Consider the following 18,041-nt stretch of genomic DNA (forward strand, 5'->3'; position numbering starts at 1 on the left):
GGCCTGTCGCGACCAGGCGCGTGGCTCATGCATCAACTGCGTGAATCCACGTGAAATCTGCGTAAGCGACTGCGGTAGGTCACGGATTTCCAAGAGCACGATCTGAGGACAACGTACTTGGTGGCAAAACCACAGCACGTAGAGACCCACAGTTCGTTGAGGACAGTGTTTGCCGGAAGTGGGGTCGCCCGCTGGATTCTTTGACGTGTTCAGCAGTGAAGCGAAACTGGAGAGGCAAGAGAGGACGTCTAGCGTCGGAAAAGGCGCGATAATTACGCGGAATGACTACTGCCGAGTCCACCATCACACTGCCAGACGGCATGATTTTTGATTACATCACCAACAAGCCTGTCAAGGACTCTGCCAAAGAACAGGTGCGCCAGCGCACGGCGCACGCCATCCCCAGAGAGTTCGGCATCAGCCTCGCTGACATGACGATTGACTTCCCCATTCCGGTGGGTGGCCGCAAACGTAAGGCGGACCTCGTCGTGTTCTCGCATGGGGTGGACCACACGCTCGAAAACGTGCAGCGTATCGTGCTCGTTAAAGCGGAACCCACCAAAAAGAGTGCCGCTGGCCTGCGAACGCACGAACAGGCCGAAGAGGACCTGCGCGAACTGGAAGAGCTCCTGGCGGCGACCCCGAACGCCCGATACGGGATGTGGACGAATGGAATGGAATTATTCTTCCTCGAACGGTATTCCACAAAGTTCGAAGAGCGCTTTGAGCCGATTGCCGACTGGCCTATGGGTGATGAGAGCCTCAGCGACCAGAACTTCGCGAGTGTGCAGCGGCTGCGCCGGGCAGACGCAGAAATGCTCCGCACGACTTTCCGCCGCTGTCACAACTTCATTCACGGGAACGAAGGCATGCCCAAAGACGCCGCCTTCTGGCAATTCCTGTATCTGATCTTCGCGAAGATGCAGGACGAACGTGCTCCCCGCACCGGCCGGCGCTTCTTCGCTGATCCTCGGGAACCTTACGATCCGGCCGGTCAGCAGAAGATTCGTGACCGCGTCATTCCCCTGTTCAATGCTGTGAAGAAAGACCACCCGGAGATCTTCAAAGGGGATGAGCAGCTCATACTCAGCGACCGGGCTCTGTCGTTCATGGTGAGCGAACTCGGCCGGTATGAGTTCACCCGCGCGGAAATCGACGCAAAGGGCGCCGCGTACCAGGAGATTGTGGGCACAAACCTGCGCGGCGACCGCGGGCAGTACTTTACCCCGCGCGGCCCGATCAAATTGATGGTCGACATGCTCAATCCGCAGCCGCACGAGAAAGTTCTTGACCCGGCCAACGGCACAGGCGGGTTCCTCGTCTCTACCCTCGACCACATCCGTCACCTACTTGAGGACGGCCTCGATCCCAGCCAGACGGAAGACCAGAAAACCGTGCAAGCCAAACTGGCCCAGTACGCCAGTCAGAACCTCTTTGGAGCAGACTTCGATCCCTTCCTGGTTCGGGCCACAATCATGAACGTCGTAATGAGCAGCTCGGGCGAGGTGAGGCCCAACATTTACAACATCAACAGCTTGGAATTTCCTGGAGGCCACCTCAGCGGCACCGCAGAAGCCCGCCAGCACATTCCGCTGGGCAGCATTGACGTGCTAATGGCCAACCCACCCTTCGGCAGCGACATCCCCATCACTGACAAGAACATCCTGCAGCACTATGACCTGGCGTATCAGTGGAAGAAACAGGACGACGGCTCTTTCATGAACACCGGCAACCCGCAAAGTAGCGTCGCGCCGGAAGTTCTGTTTGTGGAACGCTGCATCAAATGGGTGAAGCCCGGCGGTCGCCTCGGCTTAGTGCTGCCTGACGGCATCCTCGGGAACCCCGGTGACGAGTACATCCGCTGGTGGATCATGCAACACACATACGTCCTGGCCAGCGTTGACCTGCCCGTCGAAACCTTTATCGTCGAAGCGAACGTTAACATCCTGACTAGCCTGCTCCTGCTGCGCCGCAAGACCGAAGCCGAGCGGAACTCGGAAATGTTTTCGCCGATTCCCTTCGAATACCCCGTCTTCATGGCGGTCGCCGAGAAAGTGGGCTTCGACCGCCGAGGCAACACGTTGTACAAGCGTCACCCGGACGGCGAAGAAATCATCGAGGAATACGACGAGGAACAGGATGTGCGGATCGCCGGACGAACCGAAACTCGCACAGTTCGCAGACGCCGCAAACTGCTGGATAACGACCTGCCTGTCATTGCGCGGAAGTACCACGAATTCCGCGCGCTGCACCCCATGCCCAGCGCCCTGGACGAAGCATGAAAATCGGGAATCCACATCGACCTGTCACGAGTGCTTGGCTGACGAAAGAAGGACACCGCCTGGATGCCCCGCCTTTCCTTTCGGGAGCGGTTGAAGCCCGAGTGTTGCTAGATAAATTAACGGTACCAAAGCAGCGCCTTAGTGATGTGACCGCTGGTTATAACGGAGGTATATATAACGGTCCCCAGTTCAAGCGGAATTACGTGACCAATCAAGAGCACGGTGTGCCATTTTTAGGAAGCTCTTCGATGCTACAGGCTGATTTAGGCGACTTGCCACTCATCAGCAAGAAATTGGCGAACTCACCAAAACTCCTGCCCTTACATGTTAAGGAGGGAATGACTCTCATTTCCTGCTCCGGCACGATTGGTCGAACAGTATATGGGCGATCCGAAATGGTTGGCCTGCTCACTTCACAGCACATCATGAAGGTCGTGCCCGATCCGTCTGCTATCCTACCAGGCTACTTGTATGCATATCTGAGTAGTAGATTTGGTAAAATATTAATAACAAGTGGAACCTACGGCGCAATTATTCAACATATTGAACCAGAGCATATATCAGAACTTAAAGTCCCGCGATTTGAATCGGATTTTGAGATGCGTATACACGAGATGATTGAGGAGGCTGGTCATTTGAGAAGTAGCAGCGCTAAACTTATTCAGACTATATCTGAAAATTTTTTAAGATATATGGCTTCAGACATCGAAGCAGAGACAGATAGCATCAATCTGGGCTTCCCATCATCTAATAAAATTTTGAAGAGAATGGATGCATCTTTCCATAGTGATAAACATAATTCGGTAATTCAATCGATTTCTACGGTGAAGCACGTTATGCTGGGCGATATATGTCATGATATAAATGAACCGCCTAGAATAAAACGCACTATAGTAGATAAAGGCGAATGGAGTGTGCCATTCTTTGGCACTTCCGCAATAATGAATGGTGAGCCAGAACCTAGCTACTATGTTAATAGGAAAAATTTAAGTGACTCATTTATAGTTAAGGAAAATCACATACTATTGCCAAGGTCTGGCCAAGTGTCAGGCATTATAGGATGGCCGATAATGCCTGTTGGGACGGTTAAGCTGGGAGCGGTTTCAGAAGATGCAATTAGAATCGTAATGCCAAATATTGACCAAGCATGCTTCGTGTTTCTATTTTTGAGAACCCGGTTGGGCCAAACACAACTAAAGTCTAGGGCTTTTGGTAGTTCTATTCCCCACCTTAATCCAAAGGAAGTCGGTCAAGTACTCGTACCGTGGCCATCCGACTCCGAGGTTGAAGCGATCGGTAGTGAAGTTTTTCGCGCTATCCAGATGCGAGATAGAGCCATCGGCTTAGAGGCATCTGCACGTCATTTGATCGAGCAAGCAATTGAGGAGAACTATGTGCCACCCGAGGTCTAGACTGCACTGAGATCACTCCCGAGGTGCACCTGTGGCTCATGTGTTTCCAGTTGGTCAACCAGTCAACGACGCCGAGCGCAGGGCCATTGCGGCCCTGCGCGACGGCTTACCGGACGATTACGTCCTGATCCATAACTTCGAGATCGACTATCAGAATCAGGTTTTTGAGGTCGACCTGGCGATCATGGCTCCGCATGCGCTCTATATCGTAGACATCAAAGGCACGCGGGGCCGCATTGACGTAGTGGGTGGAAAGTGGCTCCCAGATGGCCGGGCACCCTTCCCGTCTCCGCTGGCGAAGGTGCGGCATCACAGCAAGGTGATCAAGGATCTCGTCAAGAAGTATGGCGAGACCCGTGGCTTTGATATGTCGGCCATGTACACCGACGCGGCGGTGATCCTGACGGCGCCGGACGCCCATCTGGTGGACACAAGCGAGCGCGACGCCCTGCGGACTGTTCGCCTCGCGGACGCCCCTGCTTATTTCCAGGATCGGTTAACCCTGCCGCACTGGGTGAATGGTGAGATGCAGGGGCTCTACCGCGTGGCGTCAGGGGCCTTCGAATCGGTGCTGCAGGTGCCGCCTGAGAAGTCCCTACGGTTCGGCTCCTGGCTAGTGGATGATCACCTGGGGTCAGGGCCGGATTTCGAGGAGTACCGGGCGCACAATGAATTGGCGTTGGCGGGTCGCTCTGCTCGGTTGCGGGTGTACCGTCTGGATAATTACCTGCCGGTTGAGGAGCGTTCGTTGCAACGCGCTCAGTTGATGAACGGTTTCCAGATGCTTGAGCGCCTTCCGCCGCACCCAGCAGTGCTGCCCGCTCGGGAGTTCTTCGAGACCCCGGACAGCGACGCGTTCGTTCTCGTCACCGAGGACCCTGCAGGTCGCGCGCTGCTGCTACACCTGCGCCGACCGGACCTGCCGCTGACGTTCGATCAGAAGATCCGGGTGGCGAAAGATCTCCTGGGCGGCCTAGCACATGCCCACGCCTATCATGTGGTACACCGGGCAGTCACCCCAGACCGTATCCTCGTGACGCCGGACGGCACTTCGCAGCTGCTGGGCTTTGAATATGCCCGTCTGGAAAGCGACGAACGCCGTGAACACACGCGGGCGTTGGGCCTCCTTGAGGACGTCGAGAAGCCTTACCTGGCACCCGAAGTGCTTGATGATCCCAGTGGCGCGACGGCCAGAAGTGACGTGTTCTCGGCCGGCATTGTCCTGTACGAGTTGTTCACAGGCGAGCTGCCCTGGCGAGACGTGACCGAACTGCAGGAACGGGCCGGTGTGTTCGCCGTGAAGCCCAGCGAGTTGCGCGCAGACTTACCCGTGTGGGTGGACGAGTGGCTTCAGCTGCTCTGCCGGGTGGACCCAGCGGACCGCCCCACGGCAGCGGAGGCCCTAAGCGCCCTGGAGACGCACCTCAAGCAGGTGGCAGTGACTGACGTGACCCAGCCCACGCTGGACACCGTGGGCGAGCCGAACTACATGGATCTCCCAGCGAACTTCCGGCTGTCAGAGAAGTTCCGTGTGTTGGGCCGTCTGGGCAAACCCGGGTCGTTCGGCGCGGTGTACGCGGTGGTGGATACCTTCGGGGACGTCAAACGCGCCATCAAACTTCTGCGGCCGGACCGCAGTGCTCAGCTGGAGCGCCTGAAGACGGAATACAAGACCCTGCTGAACTTGCCGGAGCACCCCCGCGTCGTGCGGGTGTACGGCGCGGAGCAGTTCCCGAACAAGATCCTCTCGCTGGTATTCGAGTTCGTGGACGGCCATGACATCGGGGCGCTGCTGGAGAATGACGGGCGCCTGGCGGCCAGCGACGTGCTGATTCTGGGGCGTCAGGTGGCCGATGGCCTGCGGCACATGCACGCCCATAAGGTCTTCCACTGCGACATCAAGCCGCGGAATCTGATGTGGTCGAGCGGCGGCGTCAAAATCATCGACTTCAACGTGGCCGTGCGGACTGACCTGGTGGACGAAGATCACTTGGGCGGGACCCGGCGGTATTTACCGCCGAATGCGGATACGACAGATCTGTCTCCAGAAGCCCTGGCGGACCGGGACGTCTTCGCGCTGGGCGTGACGCTGTACGAGGCGCTGTCGGGCGTATACCCGTGGGATCCGTCCAGGACCCCAGCGGCCGGGCGCGCGCCGCGGCCCCTGACAGAGTTGTCCGGCCTGACGGACCTGGACGAGGACTTCGCTGGCGTGCTGATGAAAGCCATTCATCCTCAGCGCACGCAGCGATACCCCACGGCGGAAGCCTTGTTCCAAGCGCTGACGGGCGTGCGGGACACGCGTCGCCGCGCCCTCCCGGTGCGTACGCCAGGGCCAAAGCCCCTTCCGGACAACCTGCTGCAGCCGGAGCAGCCCAACACAAACCCATTCGTGGTTCACCTCAGCACCCTGTACAGCCAGAGCCGCCGGAGCAACAGTGGCACCCGTGGCCTGTCTGAGTACGGGAACCTGACGTACGCCGCTACGGCCCTGGACCGCGACCTGCTGCCGGCCGTACGGGACGGCACGTACCGTCTGGTGATTGTCACTGGCAACGCTGGAGACGGGAAGACCGCTTTCCTGCAGCAGTTCGAAAGTTCAGCCCGACGCGAGGGCGCCGCCGTCACGCCGCTGCACAACGGCTTCCGTGTCGAGTGGGGCGGGCGCAGCTTCCTGGCCAACCTCGACGGCAGTCAGGACCAGGACGGCCAGTTGAACGACGAGGTCCTACTGGACTTTTTCGCGCCGTATAAGGATGGGGCCGCGCCCATCAGTGAGTCTCACACCCGCCTAATCGCCATCAACGAGGGCCGGCTTATGGATTTCCTCACCACGCACCATCAGGCTTTCAGCACGCTCCGCGCCAGCGTCGAAGATGGACTGCGTTCCGGCCTGCCTCAGGGAGACACGGCCGTAGTGAACCTCAACCTGCGCAGCGTCGTGGCCCAGGTGCCGGTGATCGAGGGCAGCAAGGTGGAGTCGGCGCAGATCCTGTCGATCTTTGACCAGCAGCTGATAGCGCTCACCAACCCGGCGCTTTGGGCCGCCTGCGAGGGATGCGACCTGAAGCTGCAATGCTACGCCTTGCACAACGCCCGGACCTTCAACGATCCCACCAACGGCAGCCGCGTTCGGGAGCGGCTGCGGACGCTCTACACGCTGGTGCACCTGCGGGGTCGCCTCCACATTACCCTGCGTGACCTGCGGTCTGCGTTGGCGTTCACGCTCACGTCGGGTCGCGACTGCGACGAAATTCATGACCTGTACCGGCAACGCGAGACGCGCCCGTACCTGCAGGGCTTTTACTTCAACGCCTGGATGGGCGGGGACGACAACGCGGACCGGCTGCTGAAGGAACTGGCGGAATTGGACGTGGCGCGCCTGAATGAGCCTCAGCTGGACCGGTCGTTGGACTTCCACTTGGACCAGAGCCACCGGCTGTTCACCTTTGACGGCCGCACAGAGTTTGACCGTGAGGTCCTGAACACGCTGTTTGCATCCCTGCCGCGCCTGGCCGGGACCAACCCTGAGCAGCTGCGTGAGCGCTTCAACATCCACCGCACGTACGTCGCCAGCATGCGGCGGAAACTCTTCTTCGAGCGGCGAGATCAGCAGTGGAGCGACATGATTCCGTTCCGGTCCGGGCAGCAGCTACTTGAGCTCCTGCAAGCGGGCGCCGAGAAGATGAGTCAGGCCAAAGACGGCCTACTGCGGGCGCTGAATCGCAGTGAAGGCATCATCAATCCGGCCATGATGACCGGGCAGCTGGCCCTTCAAGTGCGGGAGGTCGAGCGCGGCGCCATCCGGAGTTACCGCCTCTTCCCGGCGGACCGGATGATGCTCCGCGCGCAGGACACTGCCGACCGGGCCAAATTCGTGGAGCACACGCCCACGGGCCTGACCCTCGATTACCGCGAGGAGGACCACTCCGCGCAACTGGTAATCAACCTCGACACCCTGGAAATGCTCGGACGCCTGAACGTCGGGTACGTCCCGAGCGTCGAGGAGCGGGAAGGCCGGTACCTCAGCCTGCTGGCCTTCAAGAACGTCCTGGCTTCGCGGCCCTACGACGAAGTCCTCCTCGCCGTCACTGACGAGGAGCTGTACCGCCTTAACCGCAAGGAAGGCGGCGGCTTAACCCTCCGTCCGGCCACCATGGAGCTTTGAATGTCACTGACCCTGACGAAAACCGACAAGGACTTTGTGTACAGCAAGGTCACCCTCATGGACTTCAAGCCCGTCTCCATGGAACGTGTGCTGGTCTCCTTCCTGGCTCGACTGCGCAACAACGGCAACACCAGCACTGTGATTCGGCGTGAAGGCGTCGAGCTCACGATTCCAGGACTGGTGGAGGAGTATCTGAACAACCCGGAGCTGTTCGAGGGATTTCAGGAACACAGAGACGTCGTGCTGAGTTGGTTCGAAACCCACCTCGTGGACATCGTGAACCGCGGCAAGAAGAACGCCGCGTTGGCCTCCCCCCGTCCCCTGCACGGGTACGTCTACCGGTTCCGCAATGCGAAGTACTCCAAGGTTTATGGCATCGACCGGCAGCTCTACGAACTGCTGTCCTCCGCTGGCCGGGAGGGGCAGCTGGCCTTGAGTTCCCTGCGGGCCTTCTTCTTCCCTGAGGAAGACCCCATGACCGGTGCAGCGACCCGCCAAGCGTCTCTGGTGGACGTTGAAACGGAAACGCTGCAGTATCTCAAAGATCAGGTCAAGCGCGACACGGCGACGAAAGACCGCGAGATGAACTTCAAGCCGCTCTGCTACGTGGCTCCCAAGGTGCTGGCGGAGGATATCTCCCGGCTGTTGGCATACCGGAACCATGTGCCGCGCAGTGTGATGGTCGAGTACCTAGTCACCTTACTGGGGTTCCACCTGGGCCTGTACCTGCTGCGCATGATTCACGTGGTGCCCCGCATGGTGGAAGCCCGAGGGGAGCTGGGGCTCTGCGGCCACGGTGACCGCTGCCGTTGTCGCCAATCCATGCTCGTTGACGTGGCCGGCCTGCCGAGAACCAGCATGGCCCGGTTAGCACAACAGAGCATGCAAAACCATATCGATCAGATTCCTGTGTTCATCCGCGCCAACTTCGCGGCCCGCAAACTGGAAGATTACGCTGCCCAGCTCCGTAAAACGCGGGGCCTGACGCTCGAGAGCCTCAATGACGTGCTGCGCCTTAGCCACGACCAGTTCATGCCGGACCGAGAAGGCTATTTCCAGAATCGGCTGGGGCGCCTGCTGGACGATCAGCCCGAAGATGAGCTGCCGCCGGAGCAGCACCGGCTGCTGCAACTGGCCACCTCCAATATGGACAAGTATCTGGAGCTGATTGTGTTTGAACGGTCGGACTATCATCGGAAATTCGTACAGAATGCCATTGACTCGTTCTTCTTTAAGAACTCGGCTTCGGCTTTGATTGTCCAGCCCAGTGGCTTTGGCGCGCCCAGACGCTTCGTGCTCGGAGGGCGAATCCTTGAAGTGCTTCTGCAGATCATGCTGCTCAAACCTGGTGGTCAGTACGGTTTCCATACGGGGCCGCTGCGCTTCACAGAGCTTCTGGATGAACTCCGGGAACGCTACGGCATTTTCATTGACCGGCTCCCAGAGGAACTGGGCGACGCCAGCGTGAGTGATCACGCGGCCCTGCGCGGGAATATCGACGCCATGAAGGTCCGGCTGCGCGAGCTGGGCTTCTACCGCGACCTGTCGGACGCCAGCGCCACCCAGTTCGTCACGCCGCGCTACACCGTGGCCAAGACGGGCCGCTCGAAAGGGACCGCATGACGCGCGTCAAGAAAGGCATGCGCGCCATAACGGCCGACGATATGAACACCCTTCTGGCCTCTCTGCTCGCGCCAGCGCTGCTCTCGCTGGTTGGCCACCGCGCGCCCGGCCACTGCATGCGCGTGACGGACCTGAATCCCGATCTCGCCCGGCAGATCTGCGCGCAGCTGCACCAGACGCAACCGGACGTTGAGGTGTACGTTCTGGTGGGCGAGCAGCCCGAGCACCTGAATGTCCAACCCTACGGGGTGACCGGCACTCGCCTGGTAGAACTACGCAACCCGCTGTCCGATGGGTCCTTACGCCCGCCATTGCTCGTCTTCATTCCGGCCGGACTGCACGCCTCCGCGGAAGACAGCTTCAGCGTCGCGACCTTCGAGAACATCACGTTCCCCCACCTGTACGAAGACGCGCGTGACCTGCTCCTCAGCGGGTTTCCCATGCACACCCGGACGCTGACCGAGGCGGTCCTGACCCTCAATGAGGCCAAGCCCAGCCGCGTGGATATCGTCCGGTACCTGCTGACCATCGCCTTGAATGAGCACGACCCGAGTGTCGTGGGCGCCGCGCTCTACGAACTGCACCTGCTGCCTGACTTCAAACTCCACGTGGCGGGCGACGCCCTGGCCCTGCGGCTACGTCAGAACCTGGACAAGGCCAAGATCATCCTTGATCAGAGTCAATCGGAGCGGCACCGGGCCCTGAACGTTGGTGTCACCGATCTCGCCTTCCGCAAACACATTGCCAACTCGCTGATGGACTTCCGCACTGAAGGCGTCGGGGCGTGGCTTAGGCACATCGCCACGGACCCCGCGCTGTGGCCCCTGGCGTTTGACCGCTGGCCGCTGCCCGACGCCGTCGCGCAGGATCGGATTTTCATTCAGATCACCGGCACCACCCTTCCTCAAGCCACTGAGGGCATGCTGGGCCTGCAGGCCGGTGAGCCGTACCTGCCCATCGGTGACGGGGCCCTCAAAAAATTCAGGATTGATTTCAAAACCGACCCTGCGCCGAGTCAGCTGCCGAAGATCTCCAAGTTCGTGCTGGAGATCATCTCGCAGGACCAGGGTCCGGTCGGCGTGCTCACCACCCGCAAAGCCTGGCCCAAAGGGGACAAAGCGTACGCCGAGTTCGCGATGACCAAACTGGCCCGGGCGGAGTGGGGACCGGGCCTGCACTACGTTCGCATTCGGCCCTATGCCGCAGACGGCAGCATCATTGACCTCGTCGACGAAGACAACGTCAAACTCCCCTGGGGCGGCAGTCAGGAAGACGAGTCGCGTACATACCCCAATGAACAGTGGTTCTTCGTTTCCTCCGACGCGGAACCGGATGACGCTCCGCCGCAGCGGGCCATCCCGCGCCTCCCCAGCCTGACGGCGGCCTGGCTACAGCTGAAAGCCAGCGAGAACGCTCAGCAACGCAAACGCCCGGTCGCGCTCGAACGCCTCACTTACAAAGGCGAGGACAGTGTGTTTGAAGCCTTCTTCGGTCGAGATGGCCTGCGGCACATCATGGCCCCCACGCAACTGGCTGAGCTGGAGCGCCAGATCATGACGCTGGCTCCCCAGGAGCGAGTGAGCGTGCTGACCACCCTGCCTAAGCAGCGTACGTCCATCCTGTCCAGTGACCCGGTCCCTGACTTGAGCCTGAGTCCGGCCACGCGGGCATACCTGACCGAACGGCAGCGCATGCTGGAGCGAATCCGCGGTTCACACGGCGACGGCCTCGTGGCCGCGCTGGACTTCCAGGACCCGGAGGTGCAGCAGGCGGTGCGGAGCCTGGTGCAGACGTATCAGGACGTCCTCCAGGCCCTCTGCCTGCGCGGGGATCAGGAGGCGCTGGTGGAACTGCGCCAGGTGTTGACCTGGGACACGCTGCGCACCCTGATTTCTCAGCAGCGGTCGCTCAAGGACGTGCTGTTAATCGCGCCCACCCACCCCCTAAAACTGCTCTGGAGCGCCAGCTGGGCTTGCCTGGGCCAGCAGTGGACGCAGGAGGCCTTGCCGCCCGCTGTCCGGGAATTCTACTTCACCAGCCTGCGGCCCCACGCCTTTCCGGTGCTGGGCAGCACGGGAGACGGCAGCTTGATGGTGCCGGTCACGGAACTGGCCCCCGGGTGGACCCTATGCACCGCCCCGGCAGAGCGCGACCCGCGCGGGATACTCAGTGACCTCTGCGCGGGCCTGCAACTGCCCGAGCCTGTAGGTGAAGACGGGCTGCGGGCAGAGGAACTCGCCCGCCGCTTCAGGCGGTACCTAATTCAGCACCCGTACCTCAGCGTCCTGGCCATCAATGCCTTCAACGCCGGACAGGCGGGCCTGCTGGCGGACGCGCTCGTGCTGCTGCAGAAGTCACCCGAACTGCGCGACATGGCTTACGACGTCCGGTTGTTCGTGGACGATCCGCTGGCAGCCGGCGTGGGACAGGGTCTCCTCAACCTGCTTAATCACGGTGGGAAGACCACGGACCGCAACGCGGAAGCGTTCGGCATGTCAACCGGCGACACGCTGAGGCCGAAACTGGGTCTGGCCATCCGGCCTTTCAGTGAGTTCCAACGGGACGGCCGCCAGCACACCGCCCACGTCTCGTTGCTCTTTGATCTCTTTCCAGCCGGGGAAATCAAAGCGCAACCCGCCCGGGATGAGGACCAGCTGCTGCCCTTCCACGGACTGATGCAGGATTTCAGTACCCAGTACACCGAAACCGATGAACTGGCTCGGTGGGAGCGGCAACCTGTTTTCGGCACCGCAGAACCGATCACCGGAGATGATCAGCTGACGCCGTACCTGGGCAGCCTGCCTAAAGCGTTGTCCGCTAGCTTTACGGCAGTCGCCACTGGCGAGTACCAACCCCAGCTCAAACCCACCGTGACCCTCACGCTTGGGTCCGAGCAGCGGGCTCTCCTGCACCAGATTCACGAGGTCAGCGACTGGGTCATCACCATCGACCGGAACCTCGGCGTCGAGTTCTTCGACCATGGCCGGGAAGAACGCCCCGAGTACCTGATTGACCACGCCTCGAAAACGTCCAGCAACTTCCAGTTGGTGGTCAGTTCCCGCGAGAACGAAGAACTTGAGGTGATGCTGCGCCCGGTCCTCAAAGAGTACGGCCTGCCGCAGGGCCGGGCGCTGGCCACCCTGACGGCCCTACACGCCTTGTCCGGTCGGCTGGCCCTGAAGCTGCTCTCCACCAGCAACGAGCAGGCGGAAGTCCTGGGACTCGCGTTGGCCAAGCTGTTCCTGGAATACCAGGGCGCCCTCCACAACCAATTGATTGTTCCCCTCGACACGCACCCCGAGCTGAACCAGGCCGAGGACGCCTTGGACCTCCACGTCCGCCGCACTGACCTCGCCTTGATCGACCTAGACGCGGAGACCCGGACCATCACCGTGCGCCTAGTTGAAGTGAAGTGTTACCGGCACGTGCACGGGTTGTTAGGCTACGAGCAACTCAAGCTCAACATCGCCGAGCAGGTCAGGGACAGCGAAGTGCGCCTGCAGCGCCTATTCGCCCCTCAGCGCAAGGAGACCCACCCGGCGCTGGCTCCACTCCGGGCGCGGCAGTTCGCGCAACTGCTCGCGCCGTACCTGGACCGTGCGCAGCGGTACGCCCTGATCGAGCAGGGCGCCTATGACAGCGGTCACGCCCTCCTCAGCACCTTGGAAGAGGGATACGAACTTCACTTCGAGCGTTCCGCCGTCATCTTCGACTTCAACGCCGATCAGTACGAAATGACCGTGGAAAGCGGCATCGAATATCACCGGGTCGGTTTTGACGCCATTCAGGACCTTATGTCCATCGCCCCGGAGCAACGCGGGCAGGCTGTAGACCTGGCCCTCACGGAAACGTCGACGCTCCCCAAACTCAACGACGTCAGTTTCCAGCCCAGACGAAGGAGACAGTCCACCGGAGAGAACGAGCCGCCGTTCGAACCGCAGGATACGCGCGAACCACCCAGCCCTTCTCCTGACCAGCCAGCCGTGCCGCCCACCGGTGGTCCGGCGGATGAGCCCCCAGAACGTGAAGCGCGCGTGGCCCCGGTGCTCCCTCGGTCCCCAAAGACGCCACCACCTGCTGTACCTGTGGATCCTGTGTCAGTGGCTGAGACGCCCGAAGCACCGGTCGCCGACGAGCGTCCCGTACCGGTACAGGTTACGCCGGTAGTGGAATCACCTCCGCAGGGCCTGACCTACGACTTTATCCTCGGATCGACAAAAGACACGCCTCAGTTCGGTCTGTTGGGTGAATACGCTGGTCGCAAAGTCGCCCTGGACCTGAACGAGACCCACACGATCAGCCTCTTCGGCGTTCAGGGCGGCGGGAAGAGCTACACGCTGGGCACCATTATTGAAATGGCGACCATGCCCATTCCTGGCATCAACCAGTTGCCTTCGCCCCTGGCTTCGGTGATCTTCCACTACAGCAACACGCAGGAGTATGCCCCGGAGTTCGTGAGCATGAATCAGGCGAACACGGAAGCCCAACAACTCGCCATGCTGAAGGCAAGGTATGGCGCGGATGGGCACCCCCTCCAGGACATCCTGCTGCTGGCTCCACAGGACAAAGTGGAGGAACGGCAACGCGAGTACCCAGAGCTGACAGTCAAACCTCTGCTGTTCTCCGCAAGCGAGTTACAAGTCAGCCACTGGCAGTTCCTGCTCAATGCCATCGGGAATAACAGCATGTACATGCGGCAATTTAAGTCGCTGATGAGGGAACACCGCAAAGACCTCAAGATCAGCGTGCTGCGCGAAGCAGTGGAGAACAGCACTATGACCCCCCCCGCGAGGGAACTGGCGCTGGTTCGGCTCGACCTGGCGGCCGATTACATCCATGACGACGCGCAGATCAGCAGTTTCCTGAGGCCAGGGCGCCTGCTCATCGTCGATCTCAGGGACGAATTCATCGAGAAAAGTGAAGCGCTGAGCCTCTTCGTGATTCTCTTGCAACTCTTCGCCGACGCCAAGGTCGACGGTCGACCATTCAACAAGCTGGTGGTGTTTGACGAGGCACACAAGTACATTGACGATCCCGAGTTGATTGGGAACGTCGTGGAGATCATCCGCGAAATGCGCCACAAAGGCACGAGCATTCTCTTGGCCAGTCAGGACCCGTCGTCTGTCCCCGTTAAGATGATTGAACTCAGCACCCAGATCATCCTGCACAAGTTCAACAGTCCGGCCTGGCTCCGCCACATCCAGAAAGCCAACGCGGCGCTGGCGAGCCTTACGCCTAACGGCATGGCTGAATTACGCCCCGGCGAGGCGTTCATCTGGTCGAGCAAAGCGTCAGACGCGGCCTTCACCAGCCGGGCCATGAAGATCTCCGGTCGCCCGCGGGTCTCACGTCACGGCGGCGACACCAAGCAGGCCGTTAGGAGTGACTGACGCAACCCGGTCACTCTAAACTGTCAAATCTCAATACCTGACAGATAGAAATTTTTATCATCCAGGAGCAGGTAAAGGGGATTTAAGAAGGTCGAAGTATGTGTAGGCCTGACTACCAATAGTTTGGACAGTTTTCAGGCAAGGCGATCATGACATGAGCAAAACGTCGTCTGGGAGGCTCGTTACGCTGCCCTCCATCTCAAACTCTCCCACAAGTGAGAGAAGAGAAAACAGCGCGCTCTCCGGGTCGATCTACGCGGACCGCTGAAACTGTTGAGGGTTTGTAAAATAGGATTTCTCTTAATAAGAGAAAAACTGTTATACAATCGTGTCATAGCGCGTTCTGGTCACCTCTGGTTTTAAAACGCTGACAGACCCCAGGGAAAAATCAATTTATAGGCGCTGGATCGGTGTTTTTTTATCTAGGCGCCGTGCTCTCTCCTCTATTTTTATGAGGTGTCTTATGAGTGTTCGCTCAGAGCGGGTACGTCATGCGCTGGAGATGTTCCACGCAGCAGGGCAGCAAATGCCCATCCATACTGACGGAAGTGTTGATTGGCTCAGTCTTGGGTTATGGATTGGTAATGAGCCAGATATCTTCCAGCGCTATTCAAAACTCAAAACGCTCGTGTTCGCGAAGATGGCTGAGCATCTGAGAGGGCCAGCCAACCCAACTCTGACATATGAAATACTGCTGACCTCAGGCGCCCAAACTGCTCTATCAGATTCGTCACTCGCAGTCTATAGAAGCACCATGCGTACTTATCTTCGGACATCAGGCACCTCTTTACAGAATTCTGTCTCCACCGAATTACTTGATTACAGGCATGCTCTCAGCCGGGCCATCTTGATCGAAATGCAGGTCCAACAGCCGAAATGTAATCTGAAATCTCTTAGATCCATTCTCCGCTGGTGGCGAAAGCAAGCTCTTACTCTGCTTTTCCAAAGTCATTCCCAAGCCCAGCCGTTCCAAACGCTTTTACTCATTCTGAATGAATGCGGCTTTACTTCTGATGAATTGGACTGCAACCTTCATCTGGATGTCGGTACCATTCGGACCATCCTTACGCAACCGTGTTTTGCCCCCCAGACTAGTGAGTTGATCCAGCAGATTGAGAGCCTATTGGATCTTCCCAAAGGCTTATTGATATCTTCTCCTGGGCAGGACTTCAGCGAAGCGACTGTATCTTGGCCAGAGGATTTTTGTCAGGTAAGCCGACCTGGAATAGTAAAGCGCCGCCAGAGAGTTCTTGACTTGCTTCCTTATCACTTTGAAGATCTTTCAGAGAGTGAAAGAGAAGAAGCATTTCAAACTGCATTAACGAAGGTGCGCGACGACTCTGATCTGACTCAAAACCAACTTCGCAGAAGAAGATACTACCGTACAATGTTGCTTAAAGCAATTGAAGGGTTGAGTTCACCATGGGAAGAAGAGATTGAACAGCTTGTTCAATTCAAGACTGAGGATGTTCTGCTGGACATCGATATGCATAGAAATAATAAATGGAGTGAGGCTACAGTTGAAATAAGAATCCGAGGCGTTAAGACTTTTATAGCTTTTTTGCATCTATCTCGAAGTCAACAGCCTGATCTGAGTGGATTAGGTATAGACGCGCATTTCCTAACTCTTCTATATTACTGATATATCGGCTTTAGTTAAGTTCACTAAATTCCTACGATTACGTACTGGAGCTTATAACGAAACGGTTATAAGTCATTTATCAACATTAAGTTCGTTGGTGAATCCAAATGTCGGGTGGATTACGCAAACTCCGTCCCTTTTAAGCAAACTTCCTGTGCCCAATCAAGAAGAAATTCAAAGTATTGGAGGATGGCGACAAGCATGCCAAAGAGCTTATAAATATCTTTCGGAAATAAAATCAAGAGCGAAGAGGGAGATTGTTTCGACTTCAGATCGCAAATCTAATATTTTGCCCTTATTAATATTAGACAATCCACTTGACTTTGTTCAAGAAGCACTAAGGCTCACACGCTCGTCCCTACCATTCTCGGTGGTTCCATCTTTGAAGGATGCATTGATATGGCAAAGATACATCTTCGTAAGTATCTTAGCTAGCTTTCCATTGCGAGCAAGGACTATGCGAAGCATTACCTATCATCATGATCAAAAAGGAGAATTGGCTCTTAGGGATGGCGTCTGGTCACTCTCTATTCCAAACAGCAAATTAAAGAATGGTCAAGCAAACTCGTCTCTCAAGAGAGAGGAGGTTATTTCTATTAGACTATCAGGTCGCCGGTGGTTTGATCGACTTTTACCTGATTTGGAGAGATTTTTAACCTTCTATCGACCTTTGTTATGCCAAAATAATTCATTCCTTTTTGCATCTTTCGAAGGAAATCTTCGAAACATGTCTTATGATATGGCAATTTCATGGTCGAGGGAATACCTTTCTCAATATTCCAAAGTGGGTGTCTATATTCCTGGGTTACGGCCCTTTGGTCCACATTCATTCCGCGATATCGTAGCTACACACTTCGTTCAGCATGGCGAATATGAAAAAGCGGCAGCCGCACTGATGGAGGATGTGCGTACTGTGAGGCGTCATTACGCCCATGACCCTATGCATCGCCAAGTTGGTCGTGCGTTTGGTTACTTGGACGAGACCGTAAAGCCACGTCCGAGCCCATTTTCGTAAGTCCCAAGAGCCAGTCAGTGGTCACGTTCAACGTGTACGCAAACGCCAGTAATTCGTAATCCTGGACACTGCGGCTCCCTGTCTCAATCTTGGCCAGCACACCTGGAGAGACCTGAAGACCAGTGTGTTCATAGAGCGCCACACAAAATGCCTTGAGCGTTCGCGCCTCCGTTCGGTTTTTTCGGGCCTCTCGGAGGCGCGCCCCAATCAAGTTCTGCTGGTCTCCAAGTCCTGGTAGCCTTGTCTGCAGTGAACGCCGACGCGTCGTGCTCATGTGGCCGTACCTGACGGCCAAGGTTTAGACGGATTGGAGACCTCACTCCATTCACCCCTACGACGTTCCGTTTTCACTCAGCTCACCTTCAGGCGCCATCAGGAGGTCAACGACGGAAGCGCCGACGGCGTGCGCCAAAGCGTCCAGAATATCGATGCCTACGTTCCGTTTCCCGCGCTCAATTTGGGAGATATACGACCAGTCCATTTGACTGGCCTGCGCCACATCAAAGATC

8 protein-coding genes are annotated in these 18,041 nt (G+C 58.0%); 7 read left to right on the forward strand and 1 reads right to left on the reverse strand.

The window, feature by feature from the left end; genetic code table 11:
* Window positions 1-320 precede the first annotated feature (320 nt).
* The 7 genes from mads2 (at window position 321) to K7W42_RS18870 (ending at window position 17,532) form a co-directional block, all read left to right on the forward strand.
* A complete protein-coding gene (gene mads2, locus K7W42_RS18840) occupies window positions 321-2,282 on the forward strand; it encodes a methylation-associated defense system DNA methyltransferase MAD2 (protein WP_224576609.1) in 1,962 nt (653 codons plus the stop codon).
* On the forward strand, window positions 2,279-3,694 hold the full coding sequence (gene mads5, locus K7W42_RS18845) for a methylation-associated defense system restriction endonuclease subunit S MAD5 (protein WP_224576611.1): 1,416 nt from the start codon (window positions 2,279-2,281) through the stop codon (window positions 3,692-3,694). Before mads2 ends, mads5 begins: the two co-directional genes overlap by 4 nt.
* 31 nt (window positions 3,695-3,725) lie before the next feature.
* On the forward strand, window positions 3,726-7,862 hold the full coding sequence (gene mads6, locus K7W42_RS23350; protein WP_224576613.1) for a methylation-associated defense system protein kinase MAD6: 4,137 nt from the start codon (window positions 3,726-3,728) through the stop codon (window positions 7,860-7,862).
* Window positions 7,863-9,485: a methylation-associated defense system protein MAD7 gene (gene mads7 / locus K7W42_RS18855; protein WP_224576615.1), complete on the forward strand. Its 1,623-nt coding sequence runs from the start codon at window positions 7,863-7,865 to the stop codon at window positions 9,483-9,485.
* Window positions 9,482-14,875, forward strand: coding sequence for a methylation-associated defense system ATP-binding protein MAD8 (mads8, locus tag K7W42_RS18860; protein ID WP_224576617.1), 5,394 nt, complete (start codon window positions 9,482-9,484; stop codon window positions 14,873-14,875). The genes mads7 and mads8 overlap by 4 nt, the downstream gene beginning before the upstream one ends.
* A gap of 463 nt (window positions 14,876-15,338) precedes the next feature.
* On the forward strand, window positions 15,339-16,517 hold the full coding sequence (locus K7W42_RS18865; protein WP_224576618.1) for a hypothetical protein: 1,179 nt from the start codon (window positions 15,339-15,341) through the stop codon (window positions 16,515-16,517).
* Between the two features lie 97 nt (window positions 16,518-16,614).
* Window positions 16,615-17,532 (forward strand): site-specific integrase, encoded by a 918-nt coding sequence (locus tag K7W42_RS18870; protein ID WP_224576619.1) that lies wholly within the window; start codon window positions 16,615-16,617, stop codon window positions 17,530-17,532.
* 331 nt (window positions 17,533-17,863) lie between these two features.
* Here K7W42_RS18870 and K7W42_RS23355 read toward each other — a convergent pair whose 3' ends face one another.
* Window positions 17,864-18,031, reverse strand: coding sequence for a helix-turn-helix domain-containing protein (locus K7W42_RS23355; RefSeq protein ID WP_224576623.1), 168 nt, complete (start codon window positions 18,029-18,031; stop codon window positions 17,864-17,866).
* Window positions 18,032-18,041 lie beyond the last annotated feature (10 nt).

The sequence above is a fragment of the Deinococcus betulae genome (genome assembly GCF_020166395.1).
GTDB lineage: Bacteria > Deinococcota > Deinococci > Deinococcales > Deinococcaceae > Deinococcus > Deinococcus betulae.

What these genes read in the sequence shown, in the direction of transcription:
- mads2 (WP_224576609.1), top strand. Translation starts at nt 321, where the DNA reads ATGATTTTTGATTACATCACCAACAAGCCTGTCAAGGACTCTGCCAAA.
- mads7 (WP_224576615.1), top strand. Translation starts at nt 7,863, where the DNA reads ATGTCACTGACCCTGACGAAAACCGACAAGGACTTTGTGTACAGCAAG.
- K7W42_RS18865 (WP_224576618.1), top strand. Translation starts at nt 15,339, where the DNA reads ATGAGTGTTCGCTCAGAGCGGGTACGTCATGCGCTGGAGATGTTCCAC.
- mads8 (WP_224576617.1), top strand. Translation starts at nt 9,482, where the DNA reads ATGACGCGCGTCAAGAAAGGCATGCGCGCCATAACGGCCGACGATATG.
- mads5 (WP_224576611.1), top strand. Translation starts at nt 2,279, where the DNA reads ATGAAAATCGGGAATCCACATCGACCTGTCACGAGTGCTTGGCTGACG.